Annotated in this window: 17 protein-coding genes; 10 read left to right on the top strand and 7 right to left on the bottom strand. The window is 66.9% G+C overall.

Going from position 1 to position 18645, the window contains the following annotated elements; translation table 11 throughout:
* The 4 genes from RT688_RS13480 to RT688_RS13495 all read left to right on the top strand — a co-directional run.
* Positions 1-765, top strand: a 765-nt coding sequence (locus tag RT688_RS13480; RefSeq protein ID WP_313705371.1) for a peptidoglycan-binding domain-containing protein, incomplete at its 5' end; no start/stop codon positions are given.
* Position 766: 1 nt separating this feature from the next.
* Positions 767-1696 carry a general secretion pathway protein GspB gene (locus RT688_RS13485; protein ID WP_313705372.1) on the top strand — a complete coding sequence of 310 codons (930 nt, stop codon included), beginning with the start codon at positions 767-769 and terminating at the stop codon, positions 1694-1696.
* Entirely contained in the window at positions 1683-2243 is a 561-nt protein-coding gene (mobB, locus tag RT688_RS13490; RefSeq protein WP_313705373.1) for a molybdopterin-guanine dinucleotide biosynthesis protein B, read from the top strand. Before RT688_RS13485 ends, mobB begins: the two co-directional genes overlap by 14 nt.
* Before the next feature lie 35 nt (positions 2244-2278).
* Entirely contained in the window at positions 2279-2479 is a 201-nt protein-coding gene (locus RT688_RS13495; protein WP_313705374.1) for a YjfB family protein, read from the top strand.
* A gap of 169 nt (positions 2480-2648) precedes the next feature.
* On the opposite strand, the gene RT688_RS13500 is transcribed toward RT688_RS13495, so the two are convergent.
* From RT688_RS13500 to fumC, 3 genes are all read right to left on the bottom strand, one after another.
* Positions 2649-2936 (bottom strand): DUF883 domain-containing protein, encoded by a 288-nt coding sequence (locus RT688_RS13500; protein WP_313705375.1) that lies wholly within the window; start codon positions 2934-2936, stop codon positions 2649-2651.
* Positions 2937-3156: 220 nt separating this feature from the next.
* Positions 3157-3369: an RNA-binding S4 domain-containing protein gene (locus tag RT688_RS13505; RefSeq protein WP_313705376.1), complete on the bottom strand. Its 213-nt coding sequence runs from the start codon at positions 3367-3369 to the stop codon at positions 3157-3159.
* Between the two features lie 100 nt (positions 3370-3469).
* The gene (fumC, locus tag RT688_RS13510) at positions 3470-4864 is read right to left on the bottom strand and encodes a class II fumarate hydratase (protein WP_313705377.1); all 1395 of its coding nucleotides are present in this window, start codon (positions 4862-4864) and stop codon (positions 3470-3472) included.
* A gap of 88 nt (positions 4865-4952) precedes the next feature.
* Here fumC and RT688_RS13515 point away from each other — a divergent pair, with 88 nt between their 5' ends.
* Positions 4953-6191 (top strand): hypothetical protein, encoded by a 1239-nt coding sequence (locus RT688_RS13515; RefSeq protein WP_313705378.1) that lies wholly within the window; start codon positions 4953-4955, stop codon positions 6189-6191.
* Between the two features lie 515 nt (positions 6192-6706).
* On the opposite strand, the gene RT688_RS13520 is transcribed toward RT688_RS13515, so the two are convergent.
* Positions 6707-6964, bottom strand: a complete 258-nt coding sequence (locus RT688_RS13520; RefSeq protein ID WP_313705379.1) for a flagellar protein FliT — start codon at positions 6962-6964, stop codon at positions 6707-6709.
* Positions 6965-7283: 319 nt separating this feature from the next.
* Here RT688_RS13520 and RT688_RS13525 point away from each other — a divergent pair, with 319 nt between their 5' ends.
* From RT688_RS13525 to RT688_RS13540, 4 genes are read left to right on the top strand one after another with little or no spacing between them, the layout of a single operon-like run.
* Complete coding sequence (locus RT688_RS13525; protein ID WP_313705380.1) at positions 7284-9944, top strand: M1 family metallopeptidase; 2661 nt, start codon at positions 7284-7286, stop codon at positions 9942-9944.
* Positions 9941-12046, top strand: coding sequence for a M13 family metallopeptidase (locus tag RT688_RS13530; protein WP_313705381.1), 2106 nt, complete (start codon positions 9941-9943; stop codon positions 12044-12046). The genes RT688_RS13525 and RT688_RS13530 overlap by 4 nt, the downstream gene beginning before the upstream one ends.
* 56 nt (positions 12047-12102) lie before the next feature.
* Entirely contained in the window at positions 12103-12771 is a 669-nt protein-coding gene (locus tag RT688_RS13535) for a class I SAM-dependent methyltransferase (protein ID WP_313705382.1), read from the top strand.
* A gap of 37 nt (positions 12772-12808) precedes the next feature.
* A complete protein-coding gene (locus RT688_RS13540) occupies positions 12809-12985 on the top strand; it encodes a CsbD family protein (RefSeq protein ID WP_313705383.1) in 177 nt (58 codons plus the stop codon).
* Between the two features lie 202 nt (positions 12986-13187).
* On the opposite strand, the gene RT688_RS13545 is transcribed toward RT688_RS13540, so the two are convergent.
* Positions 13188-14282: an AI-2E family transporter gene (locus tag RT688_RS13545; RefSeq protein WP_313705384.1), complete on the bottom strand. Its 1095-nt coding sequence runs from the start codon at positions 14280-14282 to the stop codon at positions 13188-13190.
* A 205-nt stretch (positions 14283-14487) separates the two neighbouring features.
* Between RT688_RS13545 and RT688_RS13550 the strand changes: the two genes are divergently transcribed.
* Entirely contained in the window at positions 14488-14673 is a 186-nt protein-coding gene (locus tag RT688_RS13550; RefSeq protein ID WP_312553585.1) for a CsbD family protein, read from the top strand.
* 127 nt (positions 14674-14800) lie between these two features.
* Here RT688_RS13550 and RT688_RS13555 read toward each other — a convergent pair whose 3' ends face one another.
* Both RT688_RS13555 and RT688_RS13560 read right to left on the bottom strand, forming a co-directional pair.
* Complete coding sequence (locus tag RT688_RS13555; RefSeq protein ID WP_313705385.1) at positions 14801-16000, bottom strand: hypothetical protein; 1200 nt, start codon at positions 15998-16000, stop codon at positions 14801-14803.
* A gap of 370 nt (positions 16001-16370) precedes the next feature.
* Positions 16371-18590 (bottom strand): S9 family peptidase, encoded by a 2220-nt coding sequence (locus RT688_RS13560; RefSeq protein ID WP_313705386.1) that lies wholly within the window; start codon positions 18588-18590, stop codon positions 16371-16373.
* Positions 18591-18645 lie beyond the last annotated feature (55 nt).

Below are 18645 nucleotides of genomic sequence, written 5' to 3' on the forward strand. Positions count from 1 at the left end.
GCGCTGAGCGCCGCCGCGGCCTGGCAGGTGCTGCCGCATGGCGCGCCATCCGCCGCGACAGCATCCGCCAACGCCGCGCGCGTCGACGCGGGCGCCAAGGCCCTGCCGGCCCAGGCGAAAGCCGCCGCCGCGGCGACGCCGGCGGCCAGGCCCGAATCCGCCGCCGCGCTGCCGCGCGGCCATGCCGACGAGGCCACGGCCCTGCGCGCGTTGGCCGGCCTCTGGGGCGCCAGCCTGGCGGCGGGCGAGCCCTGCCAGGCTGCGCTGCGCGCGGACCTGCGCTGCCACCAGGGCCGCGGCGGCATTTATGAACTGCGCCAGCTGGACCGGCCGGCCGTCATCACGCTGCGCGAGGGCGCGGTCACCCGCTATGCGGTCCTGGCCGGCATGGACGAGCGCACGGTGACGCTGGCCGTCGACGGCAAGCGCGAGCGGGTCGACCTGGCCGCGCTGGCGCCGCGCTTCACGGGCGAATTCACGACCTTCTGGAAAATCGCGCGCAGCTTCCGCGACCAGCTCGCGGTCGGCGACCAGGGGCCGGACGTCGACTGGCTGGCCGCCCGGCTGGCCCGGCTGAACGGCGCGCCCCCGCCGCCCTCGCGCCAGCCGTTCAGCGCCCACACCCACCAGCTGCTGCGCGCCTTCCAAGCCAAGCAGGACCTCAAGGCCGACGGCGTGGCCGGACCGCGCACCTGGATGCGCCTCAACCAGCTCACCGGCCTGGCCGAGCCGCGCCTGCTCGCTGCCACCGGAACGGGACAATAAGATGTCGTACATTCTCGAAGCACTCAAGAAGGCGCAGGCCGAACGCCAGCTGGGCAGCGCCCCGGACATCCATGCACCGGCCCCGGTGCATGCCGCGCAACCGGCCGCCGGCAGCCGCAAGCCGCTTCTGCTCGGATTGTCGGCCGGCATCGTGATCGCCGGCGTGGCCGGGGCGCTGGCCTGGCGTGCGCAGGCGCCGGCAGGCCAGCCGGGGCAGGAGGGGCAGGTCCAGGCGCGGGCGCAGGCGCCGGTGCTGGCCCAAGCGCCGGCCGCCGCGCCCGTGGCGGAGCCGGTGCCGGCGCCAGAACCGGTCCCGCCGGCTTCGGCGCCGCTTCCTGCACCGCTTCCCGCACCGGCGGCGGTGGCCGAGACTGCGCCAGCCCGCACGGCCAGCGCACGGTCCAGCGCAGCGAACCCGGCATCCGCCGGCGCGCCGCTTCCCGCGGCGCCTTCCGCGCCGGCGCCGGCTGTCGCGTCCCGGGCGGCGCCTGCGCCGGTTGCGCCTGCCGCGGCCGCCGCACCGGCCGGCAGACCTGTGCCGGCAGGCGGCACCACACTGGCTGCCCGCGATGCTGCGGTGCCCGCCGCCGCCGCCGCTGTGGCTCCCGCCGCGCGCGAGCTCCCCGGCGCGGTCTACTTGCCCGCGCCCAGCCGTGCCCCCGACCCCGCGCCCGTCGCGCGCGCGCCCGAGCCGGCCGAGGAAAACCTGCGCACCTTCCAGCAACTGCCCGAGGCCCTGCAGCGCGAGATCCCCCGGGTAAGCGTCGGCGGCTACATCTATTCGCCGAATCCGGCCGACCGCCTGCTGCTGGTCGACAAGATGCTGCGCCGCGAAGGCGAGGAGCTAGCGCCCGGCCTGGTGCTGGAGCGCCTGATGCCGAAGTACGCGGTGATGAACTACCGGGGCAACCGCTACCGTGTCGGTTACTGATCCCGGCCTGGCGCTGGCCGTCGTCGGCTGGTCCGGCAGCGGCAAGACGACCCTGCTCGAATTCCTGGTCGGGCGCCTGGCGGCGCGCGGCCTGCGCGTGAACGTCCTCAAGCACAGCCACCACGACATCGTGCTCGAACCGCCGCACAAGGACAGCGCGCGCCTGCGCATGGCGGGAGCGGCCGAGGTGATGATCGCTTCGCCTTACCGCTACGCCATCATGCGCGAACTGCGCGGCGAGCAGGAACCGTCGCTGCGCGAGCAGCTGGCGCGCCTGGCGCCGGCCGACCTGACCCTGATCGAAGGCTACAAGTGGGAACCGCTGCCGAAACTCGAGGTGTTCCGCCCGGCGCTGGGACGGCCTTCGCTGTACCAGGACGATCCGCTGGTGGCGGCGGTGGCGTCGGATGCGCCGGCGCCCGCCGGCCTGCGCCCCGGACTGCGCTGGCTTGACCTGAACACGCCGGCGGACGTATTGGCCTGGCTCAGCGACTGGATGATGGCAAACCCTAAAGTTTCTCGAAATCAATCCGTTAATGACGGATAGCCCGCGAACCGGGCATCACCCAACAGGAGACCGTCATGGACGTCCTCAGCATCGCCAAGTTGTCCACCACCATTGCAGAAACCGGTAACAAGCAGGAAGTTGCCATCGCAGTGCTCAAGAAGCAGCAGGACATGCAGAAATCGATGGCGACCCAGCTCCTCGACGGCATCGCGCCGCCCCAGCCGGCACAGAACCTGCCTGCTCACCTGGGCAACAACGTCAATACCACCGCCTGATACGCCAGCGGCCCGCACCATGCCGGGGCCGGCGGCGCGGGACGGCTGCCGGTAGCGCGGCAGCCGCGGTGCGATCAGGGAGGGACGCTGGACTAATCCCGGCAATCAATGTGTTGCCGGCAATGTGACGTACGTAACACGGCGCCGGAACGGCGCCGTGGGTGGCGGCTTAATGGAAAGCGCGCAGGATGCGCTCTTCGCCCGTCTTGTCGGCATAGCGCTCGTTGGCCAGGCGGGTAGCTTCCATCATGCGGGTCAGTTGCGCATCTTCGAAGCGTGCGAGCTCTTCGTTGGCGGCGTTGAGCGCCATGGACAGCTTGGCGCGCGCGTTCTGGTACAGCACGCTGGTGTAGTGATCGGTGTTCTTCAGCAGCTCTTCTGCGTTTTCAATGACCAGGCGCAGATCGCCGATCAAACGTTCCTGCGTTTGAGGGTGGTTTTCTTCCGGAGTCTCCATTGCGTTCACCTTTAGCCGGTTGATCACATCTTGGAGCACCTCTCAAAACCCCCATGGCAGCGTTGCATCGTCTCGCCGTGCCTTCGTACTGTCGTCGACGATACGTCGGGAGGCCGCATCCCTTGCCCTGAAGGTTTTGATAGGCGCTCTTAAAATATAAACAAGGACTACCGGTCGCGTTTGTCTGATCGCAAACGTGTGCCGCTCAGCCCGGCAGCCCTTACTGCACTGAAATCCGCACGTCGCCCACGGTCACGGTCTGGCCGGCACGAATTTTTGCGGTCTTGCGCAGTTCCTGCTTGCCATCGACCGACACCGCGCCGCTGGCCACGATGTTCTTGCCGGCGCCACCGCTGTCGCACAGGCCCACCAGTTTCAGCAGCTGGTTGAGTTCGACGAACTCGGATGTCAGTTCGAAAGTTGTTTGTTGCATTCTATCCTCGGGAAAAATTGTGGGGCGTACGCTTGGGTCCGCGCCGGCGAAAAGCCGGGGCGGACCGGACAGGCCCGCAAGGACCTGCCTTGTCGATCGCTCACGCCGGGTCCGGCCGCGTCATCTCGATCGGAACGATCCACTGGTTGAACTGTTCCGCGCTGACGTGGCCCGATTGCAGGGCCGCCTCGCGCAGCGTGATGCCTTCGTGCTGCGCGTGCTTGGCGATCTGCGCGGCGCGATCATACCCGATGTGGGGCGCCAGTGCGGTCACCAGCATCAGCGACTGCTCCATCAGTTCGCCGATGCGCTTGCGGTTCGGCTCGATCCCCTTGGCGCAGTGCTCGTCGAAGGAGCGCATGCCGTCGGCCAGCAGGCGCGCGCTCTGCAGGAAGTTGTGCGCGATCATGGGCTTGTACACGTTCAGCTCAAAGTTGCCCTGCGAGCCGCCGACCGTGATCGCGACGTCGTTGCCGAACACCTGGCAGCACAGCATCGTCAGCGCTTCGCACTGGGTCGGATTGACCTTGCCCGGCATGATCGAGCTGCCCGGCTCGTTCTCGGGAATCGTGATCTCGCCCAGGCCCGAGCGCGGGCCGGACGCCATCCAGCGCACGTCGTTGGCGATCTTCATGAGGGCGGTGGCCAGCGTCTTGAAGGCGCCGTGGGCGGCGATCATGGCGTCGTGGCCGGCCAGGGCCGCGAACTTGTTGGGTGCGCTCTTGAACGCGAGCCCGGTGCGCGAACCGATTTCGGCGGCGATGCGGGCGGCGAATTCGGGGTGGGCGTTCAGGCCGGTGCCGACCGCCGTGCCGCCGGCCGCCAGCGCGAGCAGGCCGGGCAGGGCGGCGCGGATCGCCTGTTCGGCGAACTCGAGCTGGGCGACGTAGCCGGAGAATTCCTGGCCGAGCGTCAGCGGCGTCGCGTCCTGCAGGTGGGTGCGGCCGATCTTGACGACGTCGGCGAAATCGCGCGACTTCACCTGCAGCGTGCCGCGCAGGCGCGCCAGCGCCGGCAGCACTTCCTTCGACACCGCGACCGCCGCCGCCACGTGCATCGCGGTGGGGAAGATGTCGTTCGAGGACTGGCCCATGTTGACGTGGTCGTTCGGGTGCAGCAGGCGCGCCTCGCCGCGCTCGCCGCCCATCAGCTCCGAGGCGCGGTTGGCCAGCACCTCGTTCATGTTCATGTTGCTCTGGGTGCCGGAGCCGGTCTGCCAGACGGCCAGCGGGAACTCCGCAGAATGGCGGCCGTCGAGCACCTCGTCGGCCGCCGCCATGATGGCATCGGCCTTGTCCTTCGGCAGCTTGCCGAGCGAGCGGTTGACGGCGGCCGCGGCGCGCTTGACCTGGGCCAGCGCGGCAATCAGTTCCGGCGCCATCTTCTCGGTCGAGATGTGGAAGTGGTGCAGGGAACGCTGGGTCTGGGCGCCCCAGAGCTGGCCGGCCGGCACGTCGATCGGGCCAAAGCTGTCTTTTTCGATGCGGTTGTCCATTGGCTTGTCCTGTTATTTATGTCGAAGGCGCTAAAGAGTGTATCCCAACGCCCGTTAATTACGCTGAGGCTACAAATTCACTCCTGCTATGGCGATCCGCCCTTCCCACATCGTTCCCGCCGTCCTGCTCGCCTGCGCCGCGTCCGGTTCCGTCCATGCCGCCGAACTGGGCGAGGCGCGGGTGCGTTCCCATGTCGGGCAGGCGCTCGCCGCCGACGTCGAGCTGACCCTGGTCGAAGACACGTCCAGGCCGGTCGAGGCGCGCCTCGCGCATCCGGACGTCTACCGTGGCGCGAACATCGCGCTGCCGGCGGTGCTGTCCAGCCTCGACATCGCCGTGATACGGCAGGGCGGCAAACAATACTTGCACCTGAGCTCGGGCAAGCCGGTCGAAAGCCGCCACCTGCACGTCTACCTGGAGCTGGTCGACGGCGGCCAGCGCAACGTGCGCCTGGTGACGCTGTGGTTCACGCCGGATCCGCATCCGGCACCTGCACCCGCGCCTGTGCCCCCACCCGCACCTGCGCCTGTGCCCGTGCCGCTTCCGGCGCCGGTCGTGACGGCAGCGCCGCCGGCGGCGCCAACGAAAGCGCCGGCGAAAGCGCCGACGGATGCGGCGCCGGCGAAGGCCGTGCGCAAGCCGGCGCCGCCGAAACGCCGCGCCGCGCCGGCGCAGGCGCAGGATGCAGGGGCGCCAACGGACGCCGTGCATGCGCCGCAAGCTGCCGCCAGGGCGCCAGCGCAGGCCGACGCCACGGCTGCCGCACCCGCGCCCGCAGCCGCTGCGCCTGCCGCCTGCGCCCCGCAACCGAGCGAGCCCCAGGCCCAGGCCCAGGCCTGCGCCGTGCTCGGCGCGAAGAACGACGCCCTGCGCCAGGAACTCGGCCAGCTCGAGGAAAAGGTCAAGGTGCTGCAAGTCGCGACCGGCGTGAAGTCGGCCGCCGAAGCCGCGGCCCAGGATGGGCCGAAGCCGGACGCCCAGCCGAAGCCGGCGCCACGCATCCAGCGCAAGCCGAAGCCGGCGCCGCCGCCCGAGGAGCCGACGCCCTGGCTGGCGATCGCCGGCGGCGTCGCGGTCGTGCTGGCGCTGCTGGGCGCGGCCGTGCTGCTGCGCCGCCGCCGTACGCGGGGCGGCCAGGCCTTGAACACGGCGCGCGAGCCGGAAGTCGTGGTCCTTCCGCAGGACGGTGCGGCGCAGGACAAGCCGAGTTTCATGGCGGCCGTCAAGGCGCGCCTGATGGCGGTTCGCGGCAGCAGGCAGGCGCCGCGGGCCGCGGCGGAGGCGCCGGAAAGCGTGGATGAAAAGATAATTATTCAGCCGGAATAGGGGTGCGCACAAATCGTCTACACAAGCTGATTAATTCGGTTATACTGGCCTCGTTGGTTAACAAAACCACAAAAAACGGCCCAGGGTCCGCCGCAGCCACCACCGATAGCGTGGCGCGGAAAACGGATGTACGTCGCAAGACGCCTGGCGCCGGAAGCGGTCTCGCTGTCAACAGCGGCAGGAGACGCCGGATGCAACCGGCAAAGAGGCGATCACCGGGACTAGCCTGGTGTTCGCTCTCCGAATTCATGCGATGGGAGGTGTCCTGTCGCAGCAAACAAGCGCCTGCGGGCGCTTTTTTGTTTGGTGGTTGAATCGCCGTGGGCGCCGCTTCGCCGATGATCGCGTCCCGTAGGGTGGGCGGGACTGCAGGTCCCGCCCACGCGGGGATACGCGGCGGCACGCTCCTCGCGAACGACCTGCCTGGCGCCAACCATCGCCGCGTGGGCGGAACGCCGCCCACCCTGCAACAAAAAAGCGCCCGCAGGCGCTTTTTTATTCTGGAGCAGGCGTGCTCAGTGCGCGCACATCGCGCGGTCGAGCTGGCCCATCCACGGTTCGGTCACGTCGCGGATGGCGCGGTCGTTGGCCATGATCTGCTTGAGCAGGTCGATCTTGCGCAGGCGGCGCTCGCCGTTCAGCGCCGGGACGCCGGCCACGGCGGCGCCGGCCTGGACGGCGCACTGGCCTTGCAGGCTGTCGAAGCCGTTCCAATCTCCCGATGTCGCCGCAGCGGCCATCTTGCCGGTCAGGCCGGCAATATTTTCGTACATAGCGAGGACTTCGTTCTGGGTCATATTGGCACCACGACAATATTTTTTCGGTCGGATGACCGCTTGTCCTCCTTTTACGGCAGCGGTTTCGGGAACTTTAGCCTTTTTGCTAAAAAAATTTGAAAAATAGATTGGCAAGGCGACGCGCCCGGCTTTTCGTGGTCCAGGCAGAGGCGCGCGCATTGCCGCGTTCTTGCAGTCCAGCCCCGTTTTTTGCGGCCTGTCGCATTTCGTCCATACAAGGTGCCGCGGTCTCGTAGAGTGCGTGCTGGGTCCTTGCGCCGCCAAGAGCGCACCCGCGAATAATAAGAGAGGAAGAATGAGACACCACCGAGTAGCGGGCGGCGCGGCCGCCGTCGCCCTGGCGCTGGCCGCGGGCACGGCGCAGGCCGAAGCCCCGTTTTCCTTCGCCGCCACACCCGGCAAGCTGCCGAAGGACGTCATCCCCCTGCTGTACGACGCCCACCTGGTGCCCGACTTCGGCAACGACAGCTTCAAAGGTTCCCAGACCGTCGAGCTCGAGGTGCTGCGCCCGACCGCGCGCATCGTGCTGAACGCCGCCAACCTGGCCATCGAGCGCGCCGCGATCGAAGGCCAGGGCCTGGCGAGGCAAAGCCTGCAGCCCCAGGTCGACGAGGCCAGCCAGACGGTGAGTTTCCTGCTGGCCGCGCCGCTTGCGCCCGGGCGCTATGCACTGGCGCTGGGCTTTCGCGGCCAGATCAACCGCGAGGGCAGGGGCCTGTTCGGGGTCTCCTACAAGGCCGGCGGCGCCGACCGCAAGCTGGTCGCTACCCTGCTGGCGCCGGCGGACGCCCGGCGCCTGCTGCCGACCTGGGACGAGCCCGCCTTCCGCGCCCGCTTCAGGCTGACGGTGGACGTCCCGGCCAGCTTCCAGGCCTATTCCAACACCCCGGTCGAAAAGCGCGAGACCCTGGCCGACGGCCGCCAGCGCATTTCGTTCGCGCCCACGCCGAACATGCCGAGCTACCTCCTGGCGCTGGTCGCGGGAGAACTGGAACGCGCGCAGGTGCGCCGCGGCGGCGTCGAGATCGGCGTGGTCACCACCGAAGGCAAGCTCGGCTCCACCGCCTTCCCGCTGGCGGCCACCGGCGACTTGCTGCGCTACTACAACAATTACTTCGGCATTCCCTATCCGCTGCCCAAGCTGGACCAGATCGCCATTCCCGGCGGCTTCTACGGCGCGATGGAAAGCTGGGGCGGCATCGTCTACAACGAGGCGCTGCTGCTGGTCGATCCGAAGAAGAGCCCGGAAGGCACGAAGAAACTGTCGTTCGGCGCGAATGCCCACGAACTGGCGCACCAGTGGTTCGGCAACCTGGTGACGATGGCCTGGTGGGACAATCTCTGGCTGAACGAGGGTTTCGCCTCGTGGATGGCGGCCAAGGCCACCGAACGCTTCCACCCGGAGTGGCGGCCCTACCTGGACGAGATCGCCCAGCGCGAAAAGGTGCTGGACCTGGACGCGCGCAAGAGCACCCATCCGATCCAGGCCCCGATCGAGAACGAGGAGCAGGCCGCCAACGCGTTCGACGCCATCACCTACATCAAGAGCAAGGCCTTCCTGCGCATGCTCGAGGCATACGTCGGCGAAGACCATTTCCGCAAAGGCCTGCGCGCCTACATGGCGGCGCACAAGTATTCGAACACCACGTCGAGCGACCTGTGGGCGGCGCTCGAGAAGGCCTCGGGCAAGCCGGTCGGCAAGGTCGCCTCGGACTGGACCTTGCAGCCGGGCTATCCGCTGATCTCGGTGAGCCAGGTGTGCGAGAACGGCAGGCGCAAGGTGACTGTGTCGCAGGAGCAGTTCCGCCTCGACGAACCGGCGCTCGAACAGCGCCTGTGGCGCGTGCCGCTGCAGGTCGGCACGGTCGACGGCCGCGGCTGGACCACCTTGCTGTCTAGCCGCGACAGCACCCTGACCCAGGGCAGTTGCGAAGGCACGCTGGTGGTCGATCCGCACAGCGTGGGCTATTACCGCATCCAGTACGACCGCGCCAGTTTCGACGCCCTGGCCAAGGACCTGGCGCGCCTGCCCGACACCACCCGTCTTAAATTCCTGGCCGACACCTGGAGCCTGGTGGCGGCCAGCCGCAGTCCGTTGCGCGACTACCTGGAACTGCTCCCGAAACTCGGCAACGAGCCGCGCGTGGCGGTGTGGGCCGCGGCCCTGGCCAGGCTCGACACCCTCGACCAGCTGGCCCAGGGCGAACCGGAGCAGGCGCTGGTGCGCCAGTTCACGCGCGCGTTCGTGCAGCCGAAGTTCGCCCGGCTCGGCTGGAGCGACAAGCCCGGCGAAGCCGTCGAGCAGCGCCAGTTGCGCGCGCTCCTGGCCGGCGCCCTGGTCCGCAGCGGCGACGAAGCCGCGGTCAAGGAGGCGCGCACGCGCTTTGCCCGCTACCTGGAAGACCCGGCGTCGACCAGCCCGGAAATGCTCGACTTCGTGCTCGGCGGCGCCGGCATGCATGCCGACGCTGCCACCGTCGAGGCGCTGGCGCAGGCGCTCGCCGAGGCCGGGAACGACGAGGAGCGCAACCGCCTGGCGCGCGCCCTGGCCGCGGTCGAGGACCCGTCGCTGGCGGCCGGCGTGCTGCGAATCGCCCTGTCGCCGCGGTTGCCGCCCACCATCGCCTACCTGATGATCAACGGCGTGGCGCGCGTGCATCCGGACCAGGTCTGGGCCTTTGCCGTGGCCAACCGCGAGGCGCTGTTGGGCAATGCCGACGCCGTCGAGCGCAACCGGATGTTCGCCGACATCGTCGGCGGCTCCGTCCAGGTGCGCCATGCGGATATGATGGAAAATTACGTGGCCAAGAACTTCGGCCAGGATGCGCAGGTCGAAGCCCGGCGCGTGGGCGACGGCATCCGCGTCCGCGCCGCGCAGAAGGCGCGCCTCCTGCCCCAGGTACGCGCCGCGCTGGCGCCGCAACAGTCACCGGAAACGATAACGAGGAAACCATGAAGACACGTCCGACCCTGATCCAGACCAGTATCGCCTTCGCCCTGTGCGGCGCCCTGGCCGCGCCGGTGTTCGCCGCCGGCCAGGCGGCCGCGCAGCCGGCGGCGCAAACCGACAAGCAAGCCGAAAAACCAGCCGAAAAACAAGCTGGCAAGCCCGCCGACAAGCCCGCAGGCATGACAGTGCTGCCGGGCGACGACTTCTTCGCCTACACCAACGGCGACTGGCTGGCGAAGACCGAGATCCCGGCCGACCGCGGCTCCTGGAGCGCGATGGGTGCGCTGGCCGAGGACACCAACACCCGCATCGCGAAGATGATCGAGGAGCTGGGCGCGTCCAGGGAGACGAGCGGCGAAGCGCGCAAGGTGGCCGATTTCTACGCCGCCTACATGGACGAGGCGGCGATCGAGAAGCGCGGCCTGGCGCCGGTCAAGCCGATGCTGGCGCAGATCGCCGCGATCAAGGACAAGGCGGCCCTGGTGCGGGTGCTGGGCGCCTCGGTGCGCGCCGACGTCGACCCGCTTAACGCCACCGACTTCTTCACCGAGAATTTGTTCGGCGTCTGGATCGCCCAGGGCTTGACCGACCCGACGCGCAACCTGCCTTACCTGCTGCAGGGCGGCCTGGGCATGCCCGACCGCGCCTACTACCTCGAGAACAATGCGCGCATGGCCGAGCTGCGCACCAAGTACCAGCAGCACATCGCGGCCATGCTGAAACTGGCCGGCTTCGACAAGGCCGAGGAGCGCGCCGCGCGCGTGTTCGAGCTCGAACTGGCGCTGGCGCAGACCCATGCGACGCGCGAGGAATCGGCCGACATCCAGAAGTCGAACAATGTCTGGACCCTGAAGGACTTCGCCAGCCGCGCGCCGGGCGTGGACTGGAACACCTTCTTCAAGGCCGCGCAACTGTCCGGCCAGGAGCGCTTCCAGGTCTACCATCCGAGCGCGGTGACGGGCGCGGCGCGCCTGCTGGCCGACGCGGACCTGCCCGCCTGGCGCGACTACCTCGCCTTCCACAAGCTGAACCAGTACGCCAGCCTGCTGCCGAAGGCCTTTGCCGACCAGCGCTTCGAGTTCAACGGCAAGGCCCTGACCGGCACCCCGCAGCAGTCGGTGCGCTGGAAGCGCGCGCTGGCCGCCACCAACGAGGCGATGGACGAGGCGGTCGGCAAGATCTACGTCGGCCGCTATTTCCCGGCCGAGGACAAGGCGCGCGTGCAGAAGATGGTCGCCAACATCATCGACGCCTTCAGCCACCGCATCGACAAGCTCGAGTGGATGGCGCCGGCCACCCGCGCCCAGGCCCAGGCCAAGGTGAAGTCGCTGTACGTGGGCGTGGGCTACCCGGACCGCTGGAAATCCTATGACGGTCTCGCGGTCAGGCGCGACGACGCCTTCGGCAACGCCGTGCGCGCCGAAAACTTCCACTACCAGCAGGAGCTGGCCAAGCTGGGACGCAAGCCCGAGCGCACCGAGTGGGCCATGCCGCCGCAACTGGTGAACGCGGTCAACCTGCCGCTGCAGAACGCGCTGAACTTCCCGGCCGCGATCCTGCAGCCGCCGTTCTTCGACCCGAAGGCGCCGGACGCCCAGAACTACGGCGCGATCGGCTCCATCATCGGCCACGAGATCAGCCACAGCTTCGACGACCAGGGCGCCCAGTTCGACGCCCAGGGCCGCCTGCGCGACTGGTGGACGAAAGAGGACCTGGCCCATTTCAAGGCGGCGTCGGGCAAGCTGGTGGCGCAGTACAACACCTATAAACCTTTCCCCGACCTGGCGGTCAACGGCCAGCTGACCCTGAGCGAGAACCTGGCCGACCTGGCCGGCCTGGAAGCGGCCTTCGACGCCTATAAAGCCTCGGCGGAAGGCAAGAGCGCGGGCGTCGAGGGCGAACGCCGCTTCTTCACCGGCTTCGCCCAGGGCTGGCGCACCAAGATGCGCGAAGCCTCGCTGCGCCGCATCGTGCTGACCGACGGCCACGCCCCGGCCCAGTACCGCACCTACATCGTGCGCAACCTGGACGCCTGGTACCAGGCCTTCGACGTCAAGCCGGGCCAGGCGCTCTACCTGGCGCCGCAGGAGCGCGTGCGCATCTGGTAAGCTCACGGGAAGGCGGCGCCGGCATCACGCCTGCGCCGCCGCTTTTCCGGATAGCCATGAACGACAGCCCCGACGACCCTTTGGACGACATCTCGCGCCGCACGCTCGCGCATTACGAGCGCAACGCCCGGCAATTCTTCGCCGGCACCATCGGCCACGACGTCAGCCAGAACATCGCGGCCCTGCTCGGCGCCATCGAAGCGCCGAGCCCGTTCACGCTGCTCGACCTGGGCTGCGGACCGGGGCGCGACCTGAAGACCTTCGCCACGCTTGGCCACCGCGCCATCGGCCTGGACGGTTCCCGCGAATTCGTGACGATGGCGCGCGACTACAGCGGCTGCGAGGTCTGGCACCAGGACTTCCTGCACTTGGACTTGCCGCCGGAACTGTTCGACGGCGTGTTCGCCAACGCGTCGCTGTTCCACGTGCCCAGCCGGGCGCTGCCCGCCGTGCTGGCGGCGCTGCACGGCACGCTGAAACCGGGCGGAGTGCTGTTCAGCTCGAATCCGCGCGGGCACAACGAGGAAGGCTGGAGCGGGCCGCGCTACGGCAGCTGGTACGACTACCCGACCTGGGAGCGTCACCTGGCCGGCGCGGGCTTCGCGCCGCTCTACCATTACTACCGCCCCGAGGGCTTGCCGCGCGAACAGCAACCCTGGCTGGCCAGCTTGTGGCGCAAACCCAATGTTAACGAACGTACAGAGGGCGCCGGCGATACGGCCTAAGGTAGGACCTCGTTTCACTCAACCGAAGGGGCATGACATGAACGAGGACCAAATCAAAGGCAAGGCCAAGGACATCGGCGGCAAGATCCAGGAGAAGGTCGGCGAAGCCGTCGGCAGCCGCCAGCAGCAGTCGGAAGGCCTGTCGAACCAGGCGGAAGGCAAGGTCCAGGAAAAAGTGGGCGACGCGAAGGACATCGTCAAGGGCAACCGCTGATCCGATTCCTCTTGTAGCGCAGCAGCCGCGATGCGTCGCGGCTGTTTTGTTTTTTGGCGCCTGGCGCCGGTGCATGCGCGATCGATCGAATGACAACGATCACCGCGTGGGCGGCTTCGCCGCCCACCCTACGTAGGGTGGGCACCTGTGCCCACGCGGCGATAGGTGACGCTCGCACGGCCCCGAAACGCACCGCTGTCCACTACTCCGTCTCCGACTCCTCCACCTTATCCCCCAGCACATCCTCCACATACAACATCTGCACCAGCACCTTGAGCGCCGCCGCCAGCGGTGTCGCCAGCGCCACGCCGGCAAAGCCGAACAGGGTGCCGAACACCAGCTGCATGACGATGGTCAGTGCCGGCGGCAGGTCGACGGCGCGCGATTCGATCAGCGGCTGCAGCAGGTAACCCTCGACCAGCTGCACGCCGGTGAACAGCAGGATGGTGTACAGCGCCAGGTCGGGGCTGATGGAGAATGCGATCAGCACCGCCGGGATGCCGGCCAGGATCGGGCCGAGATAGGGAACGAAATCCAGCAGCCCGGCGATGATCCCGAGCAGCAGGCCGAGCGGCACGCCCAGCAAACCCAGGCCGACCGAGGTGGCGACACCGACGATCAGCATCGAAATCGATTTGCCGAGCAGCCAGCTGCCCAGCGTGTCGCCCATTTTCTTCATCACCTGGCGCGCACGCGGACGCTTCGCCTGCGGCACCAGCTTGATGAAACCGTTCGTGTACAGGTGCGGCGAGGCGGCGAAATAAATGCCGACGAAGAGGATGATCACCACGTTGCCCAGCGCGCCGATGACGCCGCCGAAGAACAGGCCGGCGTTCGGCACCAGCGAGGACATCTGCTTGAGCGCCTGCTCCGGCGGCGGCAGTTCGGCCGCCACGCGTTGCAGCACGGGATGTTGCTTGACGAACTCCTGCAGTTTCTCGATCGATTGCGGCACCGTCTCGGCCAGCTTGCTCGACTGCTCGGCAATCTGCGGCGCCATGGCCCAGCCACCCAGGCCGACGACGGCAAACAGCAGCAGCACCACGAGCGCCAGCGCGACCTGGCGCTTCATGTTGGTCCGCTGTGCCAGCATGTCGCTCAGTTTATAGAGCAGCACCGCGAACAGAATGCAGGCGAAGACCAGCAGCAGGGCGTCGGCGGCGAACCAGACCGCGGCCAGTCCCAGGATGAAGAGAGCGGCAACGCCGTTGATGATGGCCGTGCGCCGCATCAGCCCGCGCTTGGGCGTGGCGTCCGCCTCAACGGTGTGCTGTAGGGAAGGGGATTGTTCGCTCATGGTGTATTGATTATCAAAAGGATAATTCAACACTACCACTGCGGCGAAGCGGCCGGCGCATGGATGAGCGGCGCGCGACGGCGCCAAGGTATGGACGAGCTATGTGCGTGGCCGTACAGATGGGCAGGGTGCGCGGGCGTATTCTGGACCCATCGCGCGGCATGTCGTCCGCGCTTTACTTGACTAACCTGTAAGGAGAACCATCATGAACAAGGACCAAGTCGAAGGCAAACTGCAAGACATCGGTGGCAAGATCCAGGAAGAAGCCGGCAAGCTGGTCGGCAACCGCGAACAGGAAGCCAAGGGCCTGAAGAACCAGGTCGAGGGCAAGACCCAGGAAAAATATGGCGATGCCAAGGAAGTGCTGAAGGACGGCATCGACCGCGCATGATGCGCCGGGGCCGCCAGCGGCCCCCATGGAAAAACGGGCCCCGGCGTTCAGCGCGCCGGGGCCCGTTTTCTTTTACCTTTCTTTCATCCCGCCCTCGCGCTTGCGGCCCGGAGCGGACGAACGCCGCTTACTGGATTTCGTAGGCGCCGATGTCGATCGCGCCGCCCAGGGTCGAACGCGAGGCGTAGGACGCGGTGTGCTTGTAGCTCGCGGTGGCTTTCAGCGACAGGCCGCCGGACGAGGTGCCCGGGTTCGAACCGGCATTGACGATCTGGGTGCCGGAAGCCGGACGCAGGTCGTAGGCGGCCTTGTTGACGAAATCGCCGGCGAGCGAGCGGTAGTTGGTCTTTTGCACGGCGGAGGACTGGGTGGTGACCGTGCCGCCGCCGCTGAAGATGTTGTTGATCAGCTTGGCCGGCGTTGCCGCGTTGCGGACCGTGACGAAGGTGCCGCGCGAGCTCTCGTCGTTCACGAAGGTATTGTTGATCACGTACAGGTCGGTCTTGCGGTCGCCCACGCCTTCTTCGCCGTAGGACACCATGGCCGGGTTGTTGTTCGAGGCCGGCTGCATGATCACGTTGCCGATGATGTAAGTGGTGCCGCCGTTCGGCACGTTGATCTCGTAGCTCGGCTTGCCGGCGGCGGTGCTGCCGGTCTCGCCCGAACGCAGGCTAGAGAAGCGGTTGTACGCGATCATGTTGTACAGGGCGCGCGACTTCAGGTTGTGGCCGACGTTGGCGTCGTGCGAGAAGTTGTAGCGGAAGTAGAGCTTGGCGACCTTGCCGATATACAGGTTGTGGCTGTAGCCGTCGCCGTAGCCGTTGCGGCCGAACTCGGTGTATTCGATGGTGACGGTGCTGGCGGTGTTGGCGCCGCTCAGGATGCCGTTCTCGTTATCGTGCAGGAACGAGTTACGCAGCGTGAAGTTGGTGCCTTCCAGGCGCAGGGCGGCGCCGTTCTTGTCGGCCACCTTGGCGCCATACATCTCGACGTTGTCGATGGTGACGTTGTTGCCCTGGATGACCCAGGTGCCTTTCGACAGGGCGGCCTTGCCGTTGGCGTTGATCTTCGGGCGGCCGTTCACGCCGCGGATGGTCAGGTTGCTGGCCTTGACGGCGCAGACGTCGCCGGAATAGGTGGCGGCCTGGATTTCGACCACGTCGCCGGTCTTGGCGGCGGCAAAGGCCTTGCATGGGGTAGCGTAAGTCTTGCCCGAGCCGACGCTGAGCGTGGCGGCCGAGGCGGGTGCTGCAAAAGCGGCGCCAACGACCAGGGCGGAGACGGCGAAAGCGATGCGGTTGGTGGCGTTGCTGCGAATCGATTGCATGGTATTCCTCGTGTATTGCGCGCTTGTTGAAGAGCGTCTGTGAGATCAGGAATACGCAGAATACCGCGAGGAATTAATTCCGTGGGGACATAATTTGTTACTGGAAACTGAACGGCCGAGTTCTTAAAAGACACATTCCTATAGGAAAAAAACTGATTTTGGGCATGTAAATCGGGTAAAAAAAATTTGTATAGCGTTGTTTTTGTGAGACAGAAATTGTTGACTTTTTGCGTAATGACGGAATATTTAATTCCAACTCGGAAAGACTTTTTTTCCACGAGGAAAAATTTAAGGGCCTGAAAACCGCTGGGAGAGCGGCTTTCAGGCCCTTTTGGCAGGGAGCGGAAGCGCTTGCCGAGGTTCCGGAAGATCAGTTCGGCGCGGTGCCGCCCAGGTTCTTCTTGAAGAAGGCTTCGATCAGGCTATATACGTGACGCTGGCTGGTGCGGCCCGAGATGCCGTGCTTGGCGCCCGGGTAGGTCATCAGGTCGAACTGCACGTTGCGCTTGACGAGCTCGTCGATCAGGCGGGTGCTGTTGGTGAACAGCACGTTGTCGTCGGCCATGCCGTGGATCAGCAGCAGCGGCGACTTCAGGCCGTCCAGGTGGGCGAATACGCCACTGCGCTCATAGGCCGCCGGATCGGACTTCGGCGTGGCGCCGACGAACTGCTCGGTGTAGTGGGTGTCGTACAGCGCCCAGTCGGTCACCGGCGCCACCGACACGCCCATCGCAATCTTGTCCGAGGCAGCCGCCAGCAGGCGCAGCGTCATGAAACCGCCATAGCTCCAGCCGAACACGCCGACGCGCTTCGGATCGACGAAGCTCTGCTGGGCCAGCCACTCGATGCCGGTGACCTGGTCTTCGACTTCGTTCTTGCCCAGGTCCTTGTAGATGACGTCGGTGAAGGCGCGCTCGCGGCGGCCCGAACCGCGGTTATCCAGGCGGAAAGCCACGAAGCCTTGCTGGGCCATGTACTGGTCAAAATAGTTGCCCCAGGTGCGGGTCACGCGCTGCGAGTGCGGGCCGCCGTAGGTGAACAGGAAGACCGGATAGCGCTTCGTCGGGTCGAAGTTGGCCGGCTTGATCATCGAATAGTGCAGGGTCTGGCCATCCTTGGCCTTGATGGTGCCGTATTCGGTCGGCAGGTGGTCCGGCAGGTATTTCGCGTACGGGTGGTTCGCGTTCAGCTCGTTATGCGCGAGCCACTCGACCATGGCGCCGTCGGCGCGGCGGATCGACACTTGCGGCGGGGTGCGCGGATCGGAATAGGTGTCCACGAAAATCTTGCCGTTGCTGGCAAAACTGGCTTCGTGCCAGCCGTCGCCCTTGGTGATGCGGGCCGGCTTGTCGGCCGTGCTGCCGTCCAGGGCCAGCGCATAGGTCTGCTTGTCGATCACGGCGTCGCGGTTCGACGAGACGTAGACCTTGCCGGCCTTTTCGTCCACGGCCAGCACGTTGTCGATGCCCCATTCGCCGCGCGAGATCGGGTGCAGCAGCTTGCCGTTCAGGTCGTACAGGTAGAGGTGGTTGCGCCCGCTCCGTTCCGAAGCCCAGATAAAGGCCGGGCGGTTCTTCAGGAAGCGCAGGTCGTTGTGGATGCTGACCCAGGTCGGCGAGGTTTCGGTGAGCAGGGGACGCTGCTGCAGGGTGGCGGCATCGACCGCGACCAGGTCCAGGCGCTTCTGGTCGCGCGTCTGGCGCTGGTAGGCCAGGGTCTTGCCGTCCGCGCTCCAGTCGGCGCGCACCAGGTAGATGTCCTTCTCCGGACCCAGGTCGACTTTGCGCGAGACGCCGGTTTCCGGCGACACGATGAACAGGTCGACCAATACGTTCGGATCGCCGGCGGCGGGGTAGTGCTGGTCGATCACCTCGGTGCGGTCGGCGAAGATCTCGAAGCGGCGCGCGACCGGCACCGGCGCTTCGTCGTAGCGTTTGTAGGCGATCGCGGAGTCGTCAGGCGCCCAGTAGTAGCCGGTGGTCTGGCTCATCTCTTCCTGCGCAATGAACTCGGCCTCGCCGTTGTGCACGGTGCCCTTGCCATCCGTAGTGAGCTGGCGCTCGGCGCCGGTCTTCAGGTCGATCACGACCAGGTTCTGGTTGCGCACGAAGGAGACGTAGCGGCCCTTCGGCGAAATCTTCGGATCGAGCACGTTGCCCGACGCCACTTTGCGCGCGGCATCCGGCTTCGCCACGTCGACCAGGTAGAGGTCGCCGGCGATCGGCACCAGCAGCTTTTTGCCATCGGGCGACCAGCTATAGCTGATGATGCCGGACAGGCTGGCGGTGCGCGCGCGTTCGCGGCGCGCCTTTTCCTCGAGCGAGAGTTCCTCGTTGGGGACCAGCTTCTTGGAGTCGACCAGGCGGCGCGTGGTCTTGTCCTTCATGTTGTATTCCCACAGGTCCTGCTGGAACTGGTCGTCGTCGCGGCCGCGCAGGAAGGTGACGCGCTCGCCGTCGGGCGAGACGGTCAGGTTTTTCACGCCGGGGCCGGCGAGCGAGGTTTCGCCATGAATACGGTCGAGCGTGAGGCGTTCGGCGGACGCGGGCGCGGCCGCGAGCGCGGCCAGGAGGCAGAGGAGAAGGCGCATTGATTGTCTCGTTAGTTTTGGCTAAATGCAACGGACGAGACAATACCAGAGTGGG

Origin of the sequence: Massilia sp. (assembly GCF_032106685.1) — a bacterium.
Classification (GTDB): domain Bacteria; phylum Pseudomonadota; class Gammaproteobacteria; order Burkholderiales; family Burkholderiaceae_D; genus Telluria.